General features: G+C 53.1%; 21 protein-coding genes, 2 tRNA genes and 1 pseudogene. 13 read left to right on the forward strand and 11 right to left on the reverse strand.

Annotated elements, in window-relative coordinates:
* Positions 1-251: 251 nt before the first annotated feature.
* The 4 genes from VEI96_05445 (at position 252) to VEI96_05460 (ending at position 4,121) form a co-directional block, all read left to right on the forward strand.
* Positions 252-1,109 (forward strand): deoxyribonuclease IV, encoded by an 858-nt coding sequence (locus tag VEI96_05445; GenBank protein ID HXX57427.1) that lies wholly within the window; start codon positions 252-254, stop codon positions 1,107-1,109.
* An 81-nt stretch (positions 1,110-1,190) separates the two neighbouring features.
* Positions 1,191-1,769, forward strand: coding sequence for a CBS domain-containing protein (locus tag VEI96_05450; GenBank protein HXX57428.1), 579 nt, complete (start codon positions 1,191-1,193; stop codon positions 1,767-1,769).
* Positions 1,766-2,311: an HPP family protein gene (locus VEI96_05455; GenBank protein HXX57429.1), complete on the forward strand. Its 546-nt coding sequence runs from the start codon at positions 1,766-1,768 to the stop codon at positions 2,309-2,311. The genes VEI96_05450 and VEI96_05455 overlap by 4 nt, the downstream gene beginning before the upstream one ends.
* Positions 2,312-2,498: 187 nt before the next feature.
* Positions 2,499-4,121: an acetolactate synthase large subunit gene (locus VEI96_05460; GenBank protein ID HXX57430.1), complete on the forward strand. Its 1,623-nt coding sequence runs from the start codon at positions 2,499-2,501 to the stop codon at positions 4,119-4,121.
* Positions 4,122-4,139: 18 nt separating this feature from the next.
* On the opposite strand, the gene VEI96_05465 is transcribed toward VEI96_05460, so the two are convergent.
* The 5 genes from VEI96_05465 to VEI96_05485 form a co-directional block, all read right to left on the reverse strand.
* On the reverse strand, positions 4,140-4,367 hold the full coding sequence (locus tag VEI96_05465) for a hypothetical protein (protein ID HXX57431.1): 228 nt from the start codon (positions 4,365-4,367) through the stop codon (positions 4,140-4,142).
* Positions 4,368-4,497: 130 nt separating this feature from the next.
* Positions 4,498-5,163 carry an MOSC domain-containing protein gene (locus VEI96_05470; protein HXX57432.1) on the reverse strand — a complete coding sequence of 222 codons (666 nt, stop codon included), beginning with the start codon at positions 5,161-5,163 and terminating at the stop codon, positions 4,498-4,500.
* Complete coding sequence (locus VEI96_05475; GenBank protein HXX57433.1) at positions 5,160-5,351, reverse strand: ferredoxin; 192 nt, start codon at positions 5,349-5,351, stop codon at positions 5,160-5,162. Before VEI96_05475 ends, VEI96_05470 begins: the two co-directional genes overlap by 4 nt.
* Before the next feature lie 36 nt (positions 5,352-5,387).
* Positions 5,388-5,702, reverse strand: a complete 315-nt coding sequence (locus VEI96_05480) for a cupin domain-containing protein (GenBank protein HXX57434.1) — start codon at positions 5,700-5,702, stop codon at positions 5,388-5,390.
* A 67-nt stretch (positions 5,703-5,769) separates the two neighbouring features.
* Positions 5,770-6,711: a 4Fe-4S binding protein gene (locus tag VEI96_05485; GenBank protein ID HXX57435.1), complete on the reverse strand. Its 942-nt coding sequence runs from the start codon at positions 6,709-6,711 to the stop codon at positions 5,770-5,772.
* A 477-nt stretch (positions 6,712-7,188) separates the two neighbouring features.
* Between VEI96_05485 and VEI96_05490 the strand changes: the two genes are divergently transcribed.
* The 3 genes from VEI96_05490 to VEI96_05500 are packed head-to-tail and all read left to right on the forward strand — an operon-like array spanning position 7,189 to position 10,240.
* Positions 7,189-8,181 carry an HlyD family efflux transporter periplasmic adaptor subunit gene (locus VEI96_05490; protein HXX57436.1) on the forward strand — a complete coding sequence of 331 codons (993 nt, stop codon included), beginning with the start codon at positions 7,189-7,191 and terminating at the stop codon, positions 8,179-8,181.
* Entirely contained in the window at positions 8,178-9,104 is a 927-nt protein-coding gene (locus VEI96_05495; protein HXX57437.1) for an ABC transporter ATP-binding protein, read from the forward strand. Before VEI96_05490 ends, VEI96_05495 begins: the two co-directional genes overlap by 4 nt.
* Entirely contained in the window at positions 9,101-10,240 is a 1,140-nt protein-coding gene (locus VEI96_05500) for an ABC transporter permease (GenBank protein HXX57438.1), read from the forward strand. Before VEI96_05495 ends, VEI96_05500 begins: the two co-directional genes overlap by 4 nt.
* A 48-nt stretch (positions 10,241-10,288) precedes the next feature.
* Here the strand turns inward: VEI96_05500 and VEI96_05505 are convergent, their stop codons facing one another.
* The 3 genes from VEI96_05505 to VEI96_05515 form a co-directional block, all read right to left on the reverse strand.
* Entirely contained in the window at positions 10,289-11,212 is a 924-nt protein-coding gene (locus tag VEI96_05505; GenBank protein HXX57439.1) for a CopD family protein, read from the reverse strand.
* Positions 11,213-11,294: 82 nt separating this feature from the next.
* Positions 11,295-12,686 (reverse strand): cbb3-type cytochrome c oxidase subunit I, encoded by a 1,392-nt coding sequence (locus VEI96_05510; GenBank protein ID HXX57440.1) that lies wholly within the window; start codon positions 12,684-12,686, stop codon positions 11,295-11,297.
* A gap of 11 nt (positions 12,687-12,697) precedes the next feature.
* Positions 12,698-13,369 (reverse strand): cytochrome c, encoded by a 672-nt coding sequence (locus VEI96_05515; GenBank protein HXX57441.1) that lies wholly within the window; start codon positions 13,367-13,369, stop codon positions 12,698-12,700.
* Positions 13,370-13,525: 156 nt separating this feature from the next.
* On the opposite strand from VEI96_05515, the gene VEI96_05520 reads away from it, so the two are divergent.
* On the forward strand, positions 13,526-14,095 hold the full coding sequence (locus VEI96_05520; protein ID HXX57442.1) for an NUDIX hydrolase: 570 nt from the start codon (positions 13,526-13,528) through the stop codon (positions 14,093-14,095).
* Between the two features lie 7 nt (positions 14,096-14,102).
* Positions 14,103-15,482: an adenosylmethionine--8-amino-7-oxononanoate transaminase gene (bioA, locus tag VEI96_05525; GenBank protein ID HXX57443.1), complete on the forward strand. Its 1,380-nt coding sequence runs from the start codon at positions 14,103-14,105 to the stop codon at positions 15,480-15,482.
* A gap of 22 nt (positions 15,483-15,504) precedes the next feature.
* On the opposite strand, the gene VEI96_05530 is transcribed toward bioA, so the two are convergent.
* Complete coding sequence (locus VEI96_05530; protein ID HXX57444.1) at positions 15,505-16,635, reverse strand: mannosyltransferase family protein; 1,131 nt, start codon at positions 16,633-16,635, stop codon at positions 15,505-15,507.
* A 315-nt stretch (positions 16,636-16,950) separates the two neighbouring features.
* Between VEI96_05530 and VEI96_05535 the strand changes: the two genes are divergently transcribed.
* From VEI96_05535 to VEI96_05550, 4 genes and pseudogenes are all read left to right on the forward strand, one after another.
* Positions 16,951-18,072 (forward strand): hypothetical protein, encoded by a 1,122-nt coding sequence (locus VEI96_05535; GenBank protein HXX57445.1) that lies wholly within the window; start codon positions 16,951-16,953, stop codon positions 18,070-18,072.
* 411 nt (positions 18,073-18,483) lie between these two features.
* A pseudogene (locus VEI96_05540) lies at positions 18,484-18,651 on the forward strand (hypothetical protein).
* A 110-nt stretch (positions 18,652-18,761) separates the two neighbouring features.
* The gene (locus tag VEI96_05545) at positions 18,762-18,986 is read left to right on the forward strand and encodes a hypothetical protein (GenBank protein ID HXX57446.1); all 225 of its coding nucleotides are present in this window, start codon (positions 18,762-18,764) and stop codon (positions 18,984-18,986) included.
* A complete protein-coding gene (locus tag VEI96_05550) occupies positions 18,986-19,261 on the forward strand; it encodes a type II toxin-antitoxin system RelE/ParE family toxin (protein ID HXX57447.1) in 276 nt (91 codons plus the stop codon). The genes VEI96_05545 and VEI96_05550 overlap by 1 nt, the downstream gene beginning before the upstream one ends.
* Before the next feature lie 212 nt (positions 19,262-19,473).
* On the opposite strand, the gene VEI96_05555 is transcribed toward VEI96_05550, so the two are convergent.
* A tRNA-Glu gene (locus tag VEI96_05555) sits at positions 19,474-19,549 on the reverse strand.
* Between the two features lie 3 nt (positions 19,550-19,552).
* Positions 19,553-19,626, reverse strand: a tRNA-Gln gene (locus VEI96_05560).
* Positions 19,627-19,933 lie beyond the last annotated feature (307 nt).

Genomic DNA, 19,933 nt, shown 5'->3' on the forward strand with positions numbered 1-19,933 from the left:
GTATCTGAAAACGGCCCTGTCGCCGGTGCGCCTGACATCAGAGAGGATCTCCTTCACGCTCTCTTCGACGTCGTCTCCGCTTCCCGATGCCCGCTCCCTGAGCAGTCGAAGAAAACCCTCTATCTCTTTGGTCTTTTTCAGTATTTTCATCGTGGTATGATTGTAATATTTCATTGCATAATATGCAAGATTGTATTAGATTCTGAGGTGAGGAGCGAGGGGTCATGCATGCTGCGGAAAGAAGGCTTGGTGTGCATACGTCAATTGCCGGAGGAATCCACCTCTCCATGGAGCGGGCAGGGGAGCTCGGGTGCAATACCGCCCAGATATTTTCCCATAATCCGCGGGCGTGGTCAGTCGGAATAATCCCGGAAGAGTCGGTATCTCTTTTCAGGGAGCTGAGAAGATTGCACGATATCGATCCGGTTTTCATACACACCTCGTACCTCATAAATCTTGCAGCGCCGGACATCGGCATCCGGGAAAAGTCGAAGGAACTCCTCATCCGTGAACTGGACCTCGCGGACCTGCTCGCTGCCGATCATGTTGTGCTCCATACGGGAAGTGCGTCAGGAGATGCGGAAGACGCTGCCCGGCAAAGGGCTATTGCAGCATTAAGGGAAGTTGCGAAGGTGAAGACCTGGAGGGCGAAACTCCTCCTCGAAAATACAGCTGGTGAGAGGGGCGATATCTCTTCGACGATGAGAGACCTGAGCGAGATCATCGAGAAGACGGACAGCCCCGTCATCGGAGGGATCTGCATAGACACCTGTCATGCGTTTCAGGCGGGATATGAACTGACTAGCGCCGAAGGATTGTCAAGAATCGCGGGGGAGATAAAGACGTACATCGGATCTGAGAACCTGAAGCTCATTCATCTCAACGATTCAAGGAGGGTTTTTCATTCCAGGGTCGACAGACACGAACATATCGGGGAGGGGGCGATCGGGAAGAAGTGGATCGAGAAATTCATCAACCATCCCATCTTCCGAAATACTCCCCTCGTCCTCGAGACGCCGAAGAAAAGCGACGAAGATGACATGCGAAATCTCGATATCGTAAGGAGACTCATGAGACAGTCAGTTTTTGAGCCTGCGAGGAAACGGTAGGGCCTGTATGATATAGATCAGGGATATTAGGAAGGGTTCCTGGTAAAAAAAGAGTGCATTCTATGCAGAGGAGAGGGGTTCATGGAGAAGAGCGAGAATGAGATTTCCGACGAGGACCTGAGAGCGGCACTGAAGGAGATAAAGACCTACGTGGACATCACGGAGGAAGACCTCAGGAAGATTTACGCCATCGCCCTGCGCCACGCGAGGGAACGAAGCATCTCAAAGGTGCCCGTTCGTAACGTCATGACGCGGGCAGTCGTCGCGATCCGGAAAGGCGACGGGATCAACGAGGCTGCGCGGCTTCTTTCCGAACACAAGATCAGCGGTCTGCCGGTTGTCGATGAGGGGAACCATGTCCTCGGGATCGTTTCCGAGGCCGACATCCTCTCTATGGCCGGATTGCAGAGGGGCCATACCTTTAAGGATGTCCTGCGTCATATCCTCGGGGAACCTTTGCCGGAGAGGAAGACAGGGGACAAGGTCGGAGACATCATGTCTTCGCCCGCGATAACCGTAAGGCCCGCTTCCGACATTCACGAAGCGGCGAGGATTCTCGACGAACGGAGGATCAAGAGACTCCCTGTCGTAGACGCTGACGACAGGCTCGTCGGCATCATCTCAAGGGCCGATATCGTAAAGGTGATAGGCGGCAAATGACTCTGAAGGGATATTTCTCGAAGATGAAGGGAGGGGCCCAAAGCCCGCCCGGTGTGGGCTGGGCAGAGGTACTCTGGTCGTTGGTCGGCTCTTCCATAGGCATCGGAATCTGCGCATACCTCTCTGCTCGCTACTGTGAACCGAGGGATCTGACGCTCATCATAGGGTCCTTCGGCGCATCGGCCGTTCTCGTGTACGGGGCGATCAAGAGCCCTCTTGCCCAACCGCGAAACGTTATCGGCGGCCATATCCTCTCGGCCCTCGCCGGTGTGGCAAGCTATCAGCTCTTTGGCGGGACCTTATGGATTGCAGCGGCCCTCGGCGTATCCTTTGCTATCGTTGTGATGCTTATCACGAAGACCCTTCACCCGCCGGGAGGCGCAACCGCGCTGATAGCAGTGATAGGCGGAAAGAAGATACACGACCTCGGCTTCCTCTATGCGTTACTGCCCGCGGGAGCCGGTGCACTCATCCTCCTTGCCGTGGCGCTTCTCGTGAACAACCTCTCGGCGAACAGAAGATATCCCGAGTACTGGTTTTAGTTACTGATAGTCCCGTTCGAGGCAGCGGAGAAGAACTCGGTTGCAGCCTCACTTGTCGTCCCTATGAAAAGATGATGCCTCTATCCGCGATGCGACTTGGCGAATAGGGTAGACTTTGCTATAGTTATTTCAGAACGACGGACAGGGTTGTCCTTAGGTGACTGACAAACCAAGGGCGGAAAATCAGATGAAGGCGTCAGATCTCTTAATCAAGTGTCTCGAAAATGAGGGGGTCGAGTATATATTCGGTCTGCCCGGCGAAGAGACCCTTGACCTCATGGAGTCTCTCAGGACATCGACTATACGTTTCATCCTCACCCGCCACGAGCAGGCGGCTGCGTTTATGGCGGATGCCTACGGACGCCTCACCGGCAAGGCGGGCGTCTGTATCGCAACCCTGGGTCCGGGCGCGACGAACCTTCTCACGGGCGTTGCCGATGCCTTTCTCGACAAGTCTCCCCTCGTGGCGATAACGGGACAGGCCGACCTGAAGAGGATCCACAAGGAATCACATCAGTACATCGATATCGTGGAGAGTTTCAAGACCGTGACCAAGTGGAACGGCAGGATAGAGTCGCCCGAAATAATCCCCGAAATGGTGCGGAAGGCCTTCAAGGTCGCCGAAACGGAAAAGCCGGGCTCGGTGCACCTGGAACTCCCCGAGAACGTGGCCGCCATGGAGGTTGATGAAATGTACGCGACCATGATCGCGCCGATCCGGCCGAGACGAAGCTCACCGGACCGACAGTCCCTCAGAAAGGCGGCAGAGCTTATCGAGCAGGCGCGATTTCCGGTCATACTCGCAGGGCACGGTGTAGTCCGGAAGTCGGCAGGTGCGAGGCTCCAGAAATTCGCAGAGCTCTTCTGCATCCCCGTTGTGACGACCTTCATGGGCAAGGGCGGGATAACCGCAGAAAGCGAGTGCTGCATCGGCACCCTCGGACTGAGCAATGATAGGCAGATCACCGCTGTTTTTTCAAAGGCGGACCTCGTCATCGCCGCGGGCTATGACCTTGTCGAATATTCGCCGGCGAACTGGAACCCGCAACTGGACAAGAAGATCATCCACATCGACTTTACCACGAGCGAGGTCGATCACCACTACGTCCCGGAAGTCGAGATTATTTCCGATATCCGGGAGACCCTGGAACTCCTTGAAGGGATATTGAGTACAAACAAAAAGAACGAATGCGTCATTGCCTTGAGGAGGGACTTCACGGAGGGTTTTGAGAGAGAGGGTACCGTCGACACATGGCCTCCTCGGCCTCCGCGGATTATCTATGGGATCCGGCAGGTTCTCGGGGCGAGCGATATCGTGATATCAGACGTAGGCATGTGCAAGTTGTGGGCGGCAAAATTCTACCCTGTATACCGGAACAACACCTTTGTCCTCTCGAATGGCTTCGCCTCCATGGGATTTTCGCTCCCGTCCGCGATAGCGGCAAAGCTCATCTATCCGGAGCGGAACGTCGTGGCCCTGTCCGGAGACGGCGGGTTCATGATGAATCTCCAGGACCTCGAGACGGCCTGCCGGCTGAAGCTCAATATCGTCGTCGTAATCTTTGACGACGGAGGATACGACCTTATCAAGTGGAAGGCGGAAAAGAAATTCGGCACTGCCTATGGCGTGGATTTTTCGAATCCGGACTTCGTCAAGCTCGCGGAGAGTTTCGGTGCGATCGGGGTCAGACTGAAATCCTCAGAGGAATTCGAAGGCCTCCTGAGGCATGCCCTGACTGAGACCGTGCCCGTTGTTATCGATATCCCGATAGATTACAGCAACAACGAGATTATCTTTAACCGTTTGTGAAGACGCCCGACACAAGCGTTACTGCTCTGTCCCCCCTAATTTATCGAAGCAACTCTTGAGGGCGCCGAGCATCTCATGGGATAGTTTCTCGATGGTATCCATTCTTCCGAGCGCCTTCAGGAGAAGTTCGTGCAAATCGTCCTCCGATATGGACGCATCGATGAGCTCCAACGTGCCCTTCACTGCCAGGATGTTTTCGTCGAGTTGATCTGAGAGTGCCGCAAGCTGCTTATCCCTCTCTGACATAGCACAATCTCCATTCAGATGGACGGCGTGATAAAGGTAATTCATACCCCGAACTTCTATCGCTCATTATAACAGATTTCAGGATCAGGCCGAGGGGGAAGATCTTCGGGCAAATCTGTCTCTGTAGATGTTAGGAAGAGCCGCTCACAGAGAGCTTTTTCAACAGGTCTTCGAAAACGCATCTCCAGGACGCCGAGAGCGCGCGCACTTCGAGGACGGCTTCGATCGCCTCGCGATTCTCCCTGTCATGGTGACGAATGCGATTGGCGAAGGCTATCGTTATCCCCTGTGAGGCTCTCTCTTTTAAGGCGAATGGGCTGCTTCTTTCTACGACACCCTCTTCGAGCACCCTGAGATAAAATCCCGTGCGGCCTGAGTCCAAAACAAGCGGTATGATATCGGCCCGGCCGTAGCGGATGGCGAGCGTGCCGCAGGGTTGGCGCGGCTGTGAGACCTGCACGACGGCAGTTCCGAGTTTAAAGACGTCTCCGATACGGACCTCGTCTTCGCGAAGACCGGAAACGGGAAGGTTCTCGCCAAAGGGAGCGGACGGCAGTCGCGTTCCGAAAACATTTTCCCAGTATGGATAATGATCAGCAGAGTAGACGCAGACGGCCTTGTCAGGCCCGCCGTGGTGTTTTAGATCTCCGACACCGTCACCTTCGAATCCAAGTTCCCCGAGCACTATCGGTCCAGAAACGGGAACCTTGCAGATCCCGGTTACTATCTCCCTGCCATGAAAAACTTCTTTCTTCGGCAGACCGATGTTTAACGATTCAATAGCCGTCTGATTCATTCTACCGTTAATGCGCCAAAGGGACAGCAATAGATGAGGTTTCTGTGCTCCTCGGTAACGAACTTGTCATGGTTCATGATCCATGCCTTACCATCCCTCATCACGAAGAACAGAGGATAGAGTTCGGCGCATGCGCCGCAACCGACGCACAGGCTGTAATCGACGTACGGTATCACTTGGTCTTCCATCTACGAAGATTCCGGAAAAACCATACGCGATTAAGACTAATCCGCAGGGGTCACGACCGCCATGACAACGAGTTTTTCGCCTTTATTAGCCTCAAACCCATGGGGGACCATCGGGTCGCAGAGGATACAGGTCTTCTCGCCGGCCTCCATGCGTTCGTCACCAACGATAAACGTTCCTTTGCCTTCCACACAATACATGAGCAATCTCATCGGGGCCTTATGTGGGTCAAGCTTTTGGCCGGGGTTCAGACACATGAGGGCGATCCGCATCTCAGGCTTGTCTGAGAGCATTTCGCGCGAAATCCTGTCAGGGTAAAACGTTATGAGCTTCTTGAGATCCAATAGTTCCATACGAAACCTCCTCTTGAAACGAAAATAGAGATAAGGGCTTTCACCATGCTTTCATTCTATCAGGCTTTTACTCTCTCCGTAAGGGATAAGACGGGATGCGGACCAACTCGCCGCAATGACCCTCGGGAACAACGCAGCCTTCACCGAAGCGGTAATGGAAGAGCCCCTTACCTTCGCCGAGCTCTTTATTGCACGCTGCGATGCAGGCACCGCAATTAACGCAGGAGATGTCCCGCCTGTTCTTCCTCGGCAGCACATCCATGAAGCAAGCCTTCTCACAACCCTTGCAGTCCGTGCATTCTCCCATCCTCGCCGTGTCCATTTTTAGCCGCAAAGAGCGGGGGCTGACCCAGCCGAAGAGCATCTGCATCAAACCTGCGGCGCAGATATACCTGCAAAAGACATGTCTCACGAAAACCGACGTGATGACCATGTAAAGGGAAACGCCGATAATGCCCGCCTTTACGCCGAAGGTGAAGTGCCCGCTTACAATCTGTCCCCAGACCGTTTTCGGCGCTATGAAATAGCCGGTGAGCGATGCGCCGGCAAGGGGAGGCAGCACGAGAAGACTGAAAAACGCGAGAATTCCGTAAAGAGGCCTGTTGCCATGCATCACATCGGGGTCATTCGGCTTTCTGCCATAGAGGCTTCTCCTGCCGAGGAGCCTCTGGGATAGGAAGTCGACATATTCGAACATCGCTCCTTCGGGGCAGAACCATCCGCAGAAAAACCTCCCCAAGAAGTACCCCAGCAGGGGAAAGATGGATAGGGCGAGTACCCAGGGAAGCAGCGCCCTGAGAAGGACATGGGTTGCAACATAGGTCGAGCCTGAGATGCCGGCCGCCGCGAGCCCCTCTTTCAGCCCAAGGCTCCATACCTTTCCGAGGATGATCAACTCCCTGGCGTCGGAGTCATACCGGAGGATATTGAGGACCGGCATGAGGAAGAGGAAAAGCACGAAGAGCAATTGTGTCAGCCTTCTGTATTTAAGCAATGTGTTTACACGCATATCGTCTCCCTCTTAACACGAAGATAGCTCCTTGAAGAAAATCGCTTCTGTAACTATTTAACCATGGCGAGAGGACTCGTGCTATGAGATAAATCATAGAGAGGGGGGAATGCTGCCTGCCTTTATGGAGGGGGAGGCAGGCAGCATGGGAGAAAGATGTATCTCAGTAAACTTGAGAACCTTATCGAAAGGTAATTTACGATAACCAAAAAATGTGAAGACAATATGAAGAAGAACCTGTGACGGCAGACCTTATTCTGAGGATAGAAAGCGGGTAAAGGCCGATGAGAAACGGACGCAGTACGGCTGCCCGCTCGAATTCGATGGCACAGAAGAGTTTGACTTTGCCGTAATGATGACTTAATATTTTTTTATGAAATTATCTTGCCGCAAAGGCGCCTCAGCCTTTCGTGCGATGTCGAGATGCCTTCGGTTACCAGAATTCCGCGTTCTGATGAGAAGGAGGGAGATAAGACGATGAACGATACGCGCCTGCCGCATCCCTTTTACAGAATATTATTTCGTATCGGCGGCGCACTCGCGGCGCTCTGCATCGTGACCGGTTGTAGCCGCCCGTCTTCCAACCGGGTGCAGGGCTATGTCGAGGGAGAGTTTGTCTACGTGGCATCGCCTTTTGCGGGCGCCTTGGAAGTGCTCCATGTGCAGAAGGGCTCGCAGGTGAAGGAAGGTGACCCGCTGTTCGAGCTGGACCCCGAGTCTGAAAAAGCTGCGCGGGACGAAGCTGATCGCCGGCTGGCTCAGGCCCGGGCGAACCTTGAAGATGCGAAGAAAGGCAAACGCCCAACGGAAATCGATTCCTTCGAAGCGCAGGTCCGGCAGGCAGAGGAGGCCCTGTCGCTTTCGGAAAAAGAACTCGTGCGACAGGAAAACCTTTTTCCCTCCGGAGCTGCTACCGCGCAAGACGTTGACCGGGCACGTTCCGCAAGGGACCAGAACCGCCAGCGGGTGGCGCAGGCTAAAGCCGACCTGAAGACGGCGCTGCTCGGTTCGCGCAGCGACCAGATCAAGGCGGCTGAGGACGAGGTGAGGGCGCGAGAAGCGGCGCTGGCAAGGGCCGAATGGGACCTTTCCCAGAAGAGTCAGTCCTCGCCGCAAGCCGGGCTGGTCTTTGACACGCTATACCGCGAGGGCGAATGGATCGCAGCAGGCCGTCCGGTCGTCTCGCTGCTGCCTCCGCAGAACATCAAAGTCCGGGCCTTCGTGCCCGAGACTGAGATCGGTTCGCTCCATCTCGGCGATGCGGTGCGGGTCTTTGTGGACGGCTTACGTGAACCCTTCGTCGGAAAGGTGAGCTTCATTTCGCCGCGGGCCGAATATACCCCTCCGGTGATTTACAGCAGGGAGACTCGCAGCAAACTCGTATTCATGATTGAAGCGGTCTTCGATCCGAAAACAGCGGTGATCCTGCATCCCGGGCAGCCGATAGACCTGCAATTCGGTTTCAGATGAACGGCGACTTCGCCATCGATGTGCAGGGAATCACGAAGCGGTTCGGTGACCTCACTGCCGTCAACAAGGTCAGTCTTCAGGTCCGCACGGGAGAGATCTGCGGATTTCTCGGACCGAACGGGAGCGGCAAGACGACTTTTATCCGGATGCTCTGCGGGCTCCTTCGTGCGGATGAAGGCAGCGGCAGGTGCCTCGGTTATGACATCATGAACGAGAGTGAAGCGATCAAGCGCCAGGTCGGCTATATGACCCAGCGGTTCAGCTTTTATGAGGACTTGAGCATTTCCGAGAACCTCGATTTTGTAGCACGCATGTATTCCATGAGCGATCGCCGCGAAGCCGTGAACGAGGGCATCGAGCGTCTCGGCCTATCGGAACGGAGGAACCAGCTTGCCGGTGAGCTTTCCGGGGGCTGGAAGCAGCGCCTCGCCCTGGCGGCATGCATGATTCACCGGCCGAAGCTGCTACTCCTCGATGAACCGACGGCAGGTGTCGACCCCAAGGCGCGCCGCGAATTCTGGGAGGAGATCCATGAGCTCGCGGGGCAGGGTCTGACATTCCTCATCGCAACGCACTATATGGATGAGGCAGAACGCTGCCATAGGCTTGCCTTTATCCTCAACGGCAATCTCCTCACGCAGGGTACCGTAGACGAGGTTGTACGCAAGTCCAATCTGACGACGTGGTCGGTGAGCGGCCCGGACTTGCTCAGGCTCGGGGAGCAGCTCCGCAAACGACCCGGCGTGGAACAAGCGGTTGCTTTCGGCAACGCGCTCCATGTGAGCGGGGACGACACAGCAGCTCTTGAGGAGGCGATAGCGCCGTTTCGCACGGAGCACTATGAATGGAGTCAAGTTGCCTCGGGGCTCGAGGACGTCTTCATTCACCTCATGGACAGGTCGAAGCAGGGCGTTTCGTCATGAGAGAGAATCGTTTTTCGCCTGCGCGCTTCTGGGCGATGGTCGTGAAGGAGTTTATTCAGATGCGCCGCGACCGTCTGACTTTCGGAATGATGGTCGGCATCCCCCTCATTCAGTTGATCCTCTTCGGCTTCGCGATCAACTCTGACCCGAAGCATTTACCTACCGCCGTGCTCCTTGCGGACAACGGTCCGCAGGGCCGGACACTGCTCTATGCGATTCGGGACAGCGCATATTTTGATCTGGTCAGGCGGATAAAGACGGAAACCGAGGGGATGGATGCGCTCGCACGGGGTGAAGTCCAGTTTGTCGTAAACATTCCGGAGAATTTCAGCCGCGATCTCCTCCGCGGCGACAGGCCCTCTCTTCTCGTCGAGGCTGACGCCACCGATCCCGCAGCCACGGGCATCGCGCTCGGTGCCCTGCCGCCTCTCCTGGTCTCTGCGCTGCAGAACGATCTCAAGGGCCCGCTCGCCTTTCTCCCCGCCACAGACGGTCCTATTGATCTCCGCGTGCATGCGCTCTACAACCCCGAGGCGGTCACGCAATATAATATCGTTCCCGGGCTGATGGGAGTCGTCCTCACCATGACGATGGTGATAATCACGGGGCTCGCGATCACGCGCGAACGGGAGCGCGGCACCATGGAGAATCTCCTCTCGATGCCGACGCGGCCGCTCGAGGTGCTGATCGGCAAGATCATACCGTATATCCTTGTCGGTTACATTCAGGTTGGGCTGATCCTCGTCGCCTCGCGATTTCTCTTTCTCGTTCCGATGGTCGGTAATCTCTTCCTTCTGCTCGCCGTTGCGCTCGTCTTCATCACCGCGAACCTCGCGATGGGTATCACCTTTTCGACCGTTGCCGAGAATCAGCTCCAGGCCGTGCAGATGGCGTTTTTCTTCTTCTTGCCGTCACTGCTGCTCTCCGGTTTCATGTTCCCTTTCCGCGGTATGCCGCGTTGGGCGCAGATAGTCGGTGAATTATTTCCGCTCACCCATTTTCTGCGGATCGTTCGGGGCATCCTCCTCAAAGGGAACGGATTCGGAGATGTCGTGAGGCAGTTATGGCAAATAGCCCTTTTTGCCGCCATCGCGCTGACGATCGGCGTGAAGCGCTACCGTCGTACGCTGGATTAGGCCTTTACCGAAAGGGAGAGAAGAAACGGGAAGGTTGAGACGGTCGAGCTAACTCCACCTCCAGAGTGCGACGACGAACGTTATGAGGAATACAAAGGCGAGGTTTATGTAGGCGAGTGCATAGAAGACCCTCTCGGGAAGTGGCTTCGGTATCTTTCTTCCCTCTCCTATCAGCCTTCCGACTTCCGGCATCGGGAGTATTTTGTCTTCGGCGTGTGGTGCCGTCCTGAGCGCATCGGAAAGGTCATGGCCTGCAAGGTGTTTCCTCGCATGAGCGCCGTCCTTCCAGAGCCGTGACTGTGTGACATCGTAGATCTTTCCTCCATAGGCGATAAAGGCGGGTTTTCCATCCTTTCCGTCAAAGCTGTGCAACTCCTCAGCGGTCAGGTCCTGCTTCCCCCTGCCGATATCTGCCTCGTACCGCACCCTCAGTTTTCGTTTCAACCTCGGTCCGATAAAAAAGGTGACGACCACCGCTGTTGATACCATGAGCAGGAAGAGGAAGATCTTAATGCTGAGAAGAATACCGAAACGCGTCGTGTAGAAGACATTCCAGGCCGGGACCCTCGCGACGGTAAGGAGAATACCCGTCGCCGAAAGGATGATGATCGAAATCCAGCCGAGGAGGAGCTCACCCTTCGGGAGTCCCCGAGCGGCATATGCAGGCTTCAGCAGAATATGGACATAGAAGATCGTGCCGAACCAGGCTATTGCGGTGAGGAGATGGATGTAGCCGATGAAGAACCTTACGACCTTCTGGATCTTCGACAGGGGTCTGTAGAGGCCCTTGATTTTCATATCAGCGAGGAACTGCTCTCCCGCCTTCGTCAGGGGGCCGCCGCCTACTGCCGCAATATGGCATTCCCCGCACCGCATTCCTGTCTGACGGGCATATTCCGTTGTGGCAAATGAAGTAGACAGGAAGGATGGAAGGAGAAGAAACATCGATAATGTCGTAAAAAAAAGCTTCATGGCCCTATGATAAAGGAAGGGGAGAGCGGTATGCAACCGCCCTCCCCTTCCTTGCTTCGCCAAAGGGATATCTCGGAATTCCTTAAGCTTTTTCCGGTGCAGCCTTCATCACAGGCAACGGCTCTTTCCCGAGCTTGAAGTAATCCACGACAAATATCCATACACCGATGAGGAACCCCACACCGAAGATCGTCCTTAAGATCCAGAACCAGAGGTTATATGTGGTTTTTACTGCAACGTAATCGAGCCCGATAAGTCGTTCCATGTAGGTCTGAACCATTCCTGCACCAGTTGTTGTTAAGACGATGAATATCATCGAGATGGTCATCCACCAGAAGGACTGAAAGGCCCTTGAAGGGTTGAACGCCTTTACGCCGCGTATCGCGGGCAAGGTCACATAAATCATTGCGAGGACAAGAAGGACATAGGCGCCGTAAAAGGCAAGATGACCATGTGCCGTTGTAATCTGAGTTCCATGCGTCCACCGGTTTACTTGGGGTAGCGTATGGATCACACCCCACAAGCCGGCGCCCACAAAATTGAATATGGCATGTGCAACCGTGTAGTAAAGACCTGCTCGGTTGGTTACTGCCCTTGCCTCCCTCGTTGTCCTGAAGGCATCCCAGACCATGACGAGCAAAGGAATGGGTTCAAGGGAGCTGAATATCCCGCCGATCCATAGCCAGTAAGCTGGGGTGCCGATCCAGTAGTAATGGTGGCCAGTACCGAGGATTCCTGTGAACATAACGAGCCCGACCTCGATGTACATCCATTTTTCAAGCACCTCCCGTTTCGCACCGATCACTTTCATGAGCATGAAGGCGAGGAGCGCACCAGCGATTATCTCCCACGCGCCCTCGACCCAGAGATGCACTACCCACCACCACCAAAACTGGTCTTTTACCATGCTCTTTGTATAGAACATGCCGGGGATGTACATCAACGCGAGAAATGTTAATCCGCCCAGTAGGACACCCTGAATTCCGGTCCATTTTTTTGTTTTGAGCACGGTCATGAAACAGTTAAAGAGGAAGAGAAGCACGGAAAGCACGATGAGATCGTCCGCCCAACGCGGTGCCTCAATGTATTTCCTTCCCTCGTTCAGGATTAGGGTACCGAATACCCACTTATTGGCCTGAGGGTTTATCCCGGCCCATATATAACCGAGTACGACGGCGGTTATTGCGACGACAGTCGCCCAGAACTGGAATTTGGCAAGGGGGATACTCCAGAGTTCGGTTTCCGATTCCTCTGGAATGACGTAGTAGGTGGCTCCCATGAGTCCCGTCAAGAGCCACACAATCAGAGCATTGATATGGAGTGTCTTAATGACGTTGAAGTTCAGGATAAAGAAGCTGGGCCACATGAATTGAAGAGCTCCGATAATGCCGACCACGACTTGTACGAGAAAGAGAAGCACAGCAAAGGTGTAGAAATTCTGTGCTATCTTTTGGCTTTCATGCTTTATGGTCATCACTTCCTCCTTTATTTAAGGGTAAGCATGTAATCAGTCAGTTGTTCAATATCAGCATCTGGTGCCTCAACCTTCGGCATAGCGGATTTAGGGACATACTTGTTCGGGTCCTTGAAATGGCCAATCAACCATGTCCTGTCCCTTCTGCTTCCTACTTTCGTCAGGTCCGGCCCTGTTGTCCCGCCGATTCCGCTTATCATGTGACAGTTTGAGCACCCGAGCGATTGGTAGACCCGTTGCCCCGTAGTAAGCTCCTTGCCGCTAACACCGGCTGCCGTAGCAAGGATCGGCTTTGGGGGCCATCCGTTGGTGTCAACCTTTGAGATCCACTCAAAGAATGATATCAGCTTGTCAGCTTCGTCAGAGGTTATGCCGAGTTTCGGCATCGCCGCATGAGGGTTTACAGATTTGGGGTCCATGATAAATTGCTTGAGATACCCCTTCGGCTTTCTTTCGACCACCTTTGTCATGTCCGGCGCGAAATACGAGCCCGTTCCAAAAATGGTATGGCATCCGATGCAATCATATTTATGCCAGACCATCTTTCCTGCATTCACGTCTTCAGTGATCTCCGGTGCCCTCTTGTCCAATCTCCCTATGGTATCGAAAGTGAATGCGAGAAAGATGACAAAGAAGAAGAGACTGCCGAAGACAAAGAGATTTCTTGCTCCTTTATTACTCATAAACACCTCCTCAGGTTTTCCAGCGAGGCTGGATGTATACTCATTATTGAAAAAAGAGGGGAAGTTATCTATGATTTATGTCATAACGCATTTATGTCATGACTCTCATTGTATCACGGTGAAAGAGTGGTTCATAGATCCATGGTGAAAAGATCCATGAAGAAATATGAAATTATAGATAAAGAGGCCGTCTGGGAAGGCAAGTACCTCCGATTTCTCGAAATAACCTACGGGGATTCGGAAGGGACAGTGAGGAAATGGGAATCTGTTGACCGGGTTAATTGCGACGGCGTTGTTGCCATTCTGCCGGTCACTGATAGCGAGGAGGTCGTCTTCGTACGGCAGTTCAGGCCTGCTGTCAGCAACTATGTGATCGAGTTCCCCGCGGGTCTGAATGACAGAGAGGAAAAGCTGGAGGATGCGGCCAGGAGAGAGCTCCTTGAGGAAACAGGATACGAAGCCGGCGAATTGCTCTTTCTTGCCCGCGGCCCTCTTTCGAGCGGGGCGTCGGCCGAGGTCTTGACCGTATATTTCGCCAGGGGTCTCCGGTTCAGAGGTATAGAGGGGAGGGACGAGACTGAAGATATAGAGGTGCTGAAAATTCCGATTGACGAAATGTTCGGACAGTTGTCCCTTCTCGAGGCCGAGGGGAACTTCATCGATCTCAAGGTATTCGGGCTCATAGAACTGGCAAGGCGAAGAGGTGTATTAACGGAAAAAGGATAGAGACCAATTGGGCATTGTTACGGAAAATAAGCGACTGGAAGAATCGGACAAGAGGTTCATCTGGCATCCTTTCACCCAAATGAGGGAATGGCTCGATGAGCGGCCCGTGATGATCTCCGAAGGGAGAGACTGTTTTCTCAAGGACATTTATGGGAACTGGTATCTCGACGGTGTCTCTTCCCTATGGGTCAACATCCATGGCCACAGGAAGAAGGAGATAGACCACGCGATCACAGGGCAGCTCGAGAAAATCGGCCACAGCACTATGCTCGGGTTGTCCAATGTCCCCGCCATTGAACTTGCGGAAAGGCTTATCCGGCTTCTGAACCCGCCCTTAGCACCGTGTCCCTCGCCTCTCAAGAAGGTCTTTTATTCCGACAACGGCTCCACAGCCGTTGAGGTCGCCCTGAAGATGGCATTCCAGTATTGGATTCACAAGGGTTCAAAAGGCAAGAGCGCCTTTCTGTCTTTGAAGAACGCCTATCATGGTGATACTCTCGGTGCCGTGAGCGTAGGCGGTATCGACATTTTCCACAACACCTTCGGTCCCCTCCTCTTTAAGACGTATAAGGCGCCTTCGCCTTACTGCTACCGGTGTGAGCTGGGTGCTACCTATCCTGATTGCGGATTGGCCTGCTTACGCAGGATGGAGGAGGCACTGAGTGATCACTCCTCGGAGATCGCAGCAGTGATTCTGGAGCCCCTCGTTCAGGCGGCGGGGGGGATGATTGTCGCTCCCGCAGGGTATCTCAAGGGCGTGAGACAGCTCTGCGATACCTACGGCGTATTGATGATTGCTGATGAGGTGGCAACGGGGTTCGGAAGGACCGGCAGGATGTTCGCCTGCGAACATGAGGGTGTGATGCCTGACATCCTCTGTATATCAAAGGGCATTACCGGCGGCTATATGCCCTTGGCAGCAACGATCGCTACGGAGGAGGTGTACGGCGCATTTCTCGGAGAATTCGGAGAGGTGAAGACATTCTTTCACGGCCACTCTTATACAGGCAATCCCCTCGGGTGCGCGGCTGCACTTGCCTGTCTCGAAATCTTCGAGAGGGAGAAGACCATTGAAAGACTCGGTCCTAAAATGAGGATGCTGGAGGTTTATTTAAAGGATTTGTCGGAGCTTACTCACGTGGGCGACGTGCGGAACAGAGGGATGATGGCAGGCATCGAGCTCGTAAGGGATAAATCAACGAAAGAGCCATATCTCTGGGAAGAGAAGATGGGGTGGCGGGTCGCCGACTATGCAAAGGCGCACGGTGTTTTTATACGGCCGCTGGGGAATGTCGTTGTGATCATGCCTCCTCTCTCTATAAGTCTTGAGAATCTCGAGCGTCTCTTGATGGTCGTCAGGGAAGGGATAGAGAGCGCTACCGGTTGAGGAGCAGGAGAGAGATACCCCATCATCCGAGAAAATAGACCCTGACGAACAAGGCGGTAAAGACGATGAGGGTTGAGGCCCACGTCATTGTCGTGATATCTCTCAAGAGCGGCATCTTTTTCAGCAGAGAACTTCCGTAGATTACGAGAGGGAAATAGACCATCGAAAACCTCGTCATGCTGATAAACGTGCCGGTCGAAAGAGGGACAAGAACAACGAGGAGCCCCCACAGCGAGTAAAGCCGATACTCTTTCGAGAAGAGAAAGATAATGCTCGTCCCGAGAACCGCACCCGTCGGTATGATATTCATGATATTAAAAGGATCAAGATTCATTTCGGAGAGTAATGCGGAGAAACTGCCGATGGGGTGTCTGTGGAATGCCTCTTGTCCCCTGATGAAGGCATCCCAATGTCCGAACGAGAGTTGCTGATAAGCCAGAAAAAGGAGAAATCCCGAGGCAGAAAACAGAACCCAAAATATCGGCTTGAGAACTTCCTGCCCCCTTGTCCCCGATGCATCCTTGTGAAACCGAAGGAATCCGGAAGAGAAATATGATAAGCCCATTGCTGCCACCACAAACAGTCCGGCTAGTCTCGTGAGTCCGGTAAGGAAGAGCGCGCATACCGCGGCGGTCATCTTCCCTTCCCGGAATAGGTAGAAGGATGATAGGCAGAGGAACAGGAACAATGATTCATTGTAAATCGAGGAGAAGAAGACACCGAAGGGAAAGAAGGCCATGAGAACGGTGGCCAGGTCAGGATCCGAATCGTGGTGGTATTTCTTGCTGTACCGATGGAGGAGAAAAAGGGCCATGAGAAAGAAGGCGTTCGAAAGAGCTATTCCTATGATGACGGGAGAGGCATTCCAAATATAACCGATGATTTTGATGAGGAAAGGGTAAACCGGGAAAAAGTCGATGTTGTGCTTATTACCGTCAGGAAGATAGTGGTAACCGTTCACAACAATATCGATGAAGAATTCTGCATCCCATCTCGCCAGTGATTCCCACCAGGCGCTTTCGAGAAACTTGTCGCGGAAAGCGGGAGCAAAAAAGAAGAATTTTCTCCCGAGGAAGATGCCAAAGGCAACAAATAACCGTGACGCGACAAAAACCGTCAGTACGAAGAAGATATCTCGGAGGGTCTTTTTCACGGAAATAGTCTCCTATGAATCACCACGGGATTCGAACCCGTGTTTTAGCCTTGAGAGGATTATAGCACACGATTTTGTAACTGGGACTTCTACCTACATTTTCATAGAAAGTTGAATGATTTTGGCAACTTCTACGTTTCTATCCCTTCCTATTTCTTCTATCCTATTAGCTGCATTAAGTTAGTTTTGGTTACATTTTGGTTACATTTTTTGCCACTATAATTACCAATAAAAGGATTATGGCCACGTTTAATGTCTGAAGATAACGTCATCATAAATAGCGCTGACCTCTACGAGCAGGTATGGTCAACGCCGATGATCCACCTCGCAGCGAAATACGGACTCTCAGATGTCGGCCTGCGAAAGATCTGCAAGAAACTCAATGTCCCTACCCCGCCAGCCGGCTACTGGGCTAAGCTGCAACATAAGAAGAAAGAGAAGAAGTTGCCTTTGCCGCCGCTCAACTACGGAGAACTGGAGACATATGAACTGAAACCCCGGCAGGAATGTGAATCGCAAGCGCTGAAGGGAAAAGATGCGGATAAACTCGACCCGAGGATTGTCGAGTCATTTGCTGCGGTTGAAAAAGCGGCTGAGCCGGTCATCGTTCCAGATCGTCTCGTTGCCCCTCAGCCTCTTGTGAAGATGACTCTGGATGCCCTTGAAAAAGAGAAGCCTGACAAATACGGCGTTCTAAGGGCTTGGCGCCAGAAATATCTCAATATCCGTGTAAGTCCTTCAAGCCTCATCCGTGTAAGTCCTTCAAGCCTCAAGAGAGCTTTGCGCATCATGGATGCGATCATAAAAGCCCTTGGGAAACGGTCCTACAAAGTTGGAACTGGAAAGGGGGAAGGTCCCGGAACACACCTCTTAATCCATGACTCCACGTTGAATCTTGAGCTTACCGAAAAGATCAACAGCGTCCCCCATGTTCCCACTCCTGCTGAAATTGAAAAGCAGAAGAAATATTCCTGGGAAAAACCGCCGCCCTATGATTTTAAACCCTCAGGCATGCTGACCCTTAAAATCGATGAATACAACGCTCAAGGGTATCGTAAATCGTGGTCGGACGGGAAGACCCAGCGCCTTGAGGATCTTCTCGACGATTTTATTATTGGTGCGATCAAGGTGGGGATTATCTCCAGAGAAGAGAGGCTCGCGCGTGAGAGACAACGGGCAGAAGAAAGCAGGCTCAGAGCCGAAAGAGAAGCTCAGCGTCTCGCTGCAGAGAAGTTCATCAAGGACCTTGAGGAGAACGCGCTGTCATGGAGCAAGAGTCAGCAGATTCTAGCCTTTATTGAAAACGTTGAAAAGGAAGATGCTGACCGCTCGCTTTCGCCCGAGGAGCAAAAGAAGTTGAGCGACTGGCTGGCCAAGGCAAAGCGATATGCAGAATGGCTTAACCCCGTTAAGAAAGGCTTTCCCTTTGAAGATTAAATGAGTGTCTCCTAAGCCCTCCATCCACTTCGCAGTCACGAGGGGTTTCCAATGTCGAGGGCAAGACCGCTCTTGCTTTCCCCTTATATATGTTCCGGCCTTTCTTGCTTCAAGTTTTATGACACCTTTGCATCCAGCCCATCGGCGATCTTCTTTAGCGTCGAAAGCTCAGGGAGCCCGCGGGTAAGCCTCGATCCTTGAAATCGTCGACTGGGGCATGCCGGCCTTTCTTGCCACCTGCTCCCGAGTCATCTTTTTCCGCTGCTGTTGTTCGATAATGCTCTTCGCTCATTCATATTCGGGAAGGAGCTTTACGTATTCCTTCCACACGTTCTTGTTTTTCAGCAGTTCTTCTACGTGTCCCTCGTAAGACGGTGAGCGTGCCTGTCTCCCTGAGGATGCGGCGGCAGCCATGGTTACGCGAAATTTCTCGAGATCATCATGGATCCGAAACATGGGGAGCATGATTCGATGCTTGAGTGGGCAGGAGGAGAGTTCAACCCTGAGCATTTCTATTGCTCGGAAGTCATCTTCGATGACCCGGCTGAGAGGCTCAAGAGCCTGGATGAAGATTTTTAGCCATAGCCCGAAGACTTTCTGGTTAGGGGCATAGTCATGCCATCATGTTGTTTGCTTCTTTCCTCGACATGGTGTATTATAAGTGTTACACCATGAAAGTGAGGAGCTTTATGCCGACAAAGAATCCGAGGATTAATGTAGTACTTGAAAAACCTCTTTATAAGAGCGTCGAGCGTATTGCAAGGAAAGACGGAGTGTCGCTATCCCTGAAGGTGCGCGATCTCGTGAAGGAAGCCCTTGAGATGGAGGAGGACATTGCCCTTGCATCCATTGCCGGGGAGAGGGAAAAGACCTTCACCAGAAGGAAGGCCCTTTCTCATGATGAGGCCTGGTAGTGCCCTTTGAACTGCACTACCATCCTGACGTGAGGGATGTTGATATCCCTGCTATCAATGCCAACATGAGGGCGCGTATTAAACGTGCAATAGAGACGCGACTAGCTGCCGCACCGCATCGGTATGGAGAACCTCTCAGAAAGACCCTCAAGGGGTATTGGAAATTGAGGGTGGGTGACTACCGTGTGGTTTTCAAGATTGCCGGAAACGAAGTATGGATTCTGGGGATCATGGACAGAAAAGAAGTCTACGAAAAGATAGGCAAGAGAAATTAGTCCTCCCGCCACTTTTATCCCGTGATCCGCAGGATTATACGGGACCGCAGCCATTCCGAACATTGCCATGCAACAGGGGACGGGCGAGGATTATCATAGCCCTCTCGCGCTCTCCCTCTTTTCATTCAGGTTGGATAGCCGCTGTAACCATGCGTAATTATATCAAAAAAATACAGGAGGTTTTAAAAACTCAGGAGCACACCGAAAAAGATTGGCGGTCCCAACGGGATTCGAACCCGTGTTTTAGCCTTGAGAGGGCCACGTCCTAGGCCTCTAGACGATGGGACCGGATGGCTGGGGAGAGAGGATTCGAACCCCTATAAGCAGATCCAGAGTCTGCCGTCCTGCCATTGGACGACTCCCCAAAAATCAATGATTTTAGCCACTTAGAACGACTACCACTATATCATAAACCATCAAAAACCGTCAATAAAAGCCGTTCAAACAGGGCACCCCGCGCAGTGTATATCATTGAAGGGCTCAGCAGCCGCGAGGCCGTGCGCAGGCATGTTCCGTGCGGCAAGTTCCCAACCTGCTCCGGCTTCGCCCTGAATGAGTATGACCCTATAAAAGGGATTGGATGCGAGGAGGTTTATCGTTGCACATGAGCCGCGGCTTGCCCTGGAGCGTAGCGGAAGGGTAGGCCGTCGGACTCGATGTGGGTGTTAGGCA

It is taken from the genome of Thermodesulfovibrionales bacterium (genome assembly GCA_035622735.1).
Classification (GTDB): Bacteria; Nitrospirota; Thermodesulfovibrionia; order Thermodesulfovibrionales; family UBA9159; genus DASPUT01.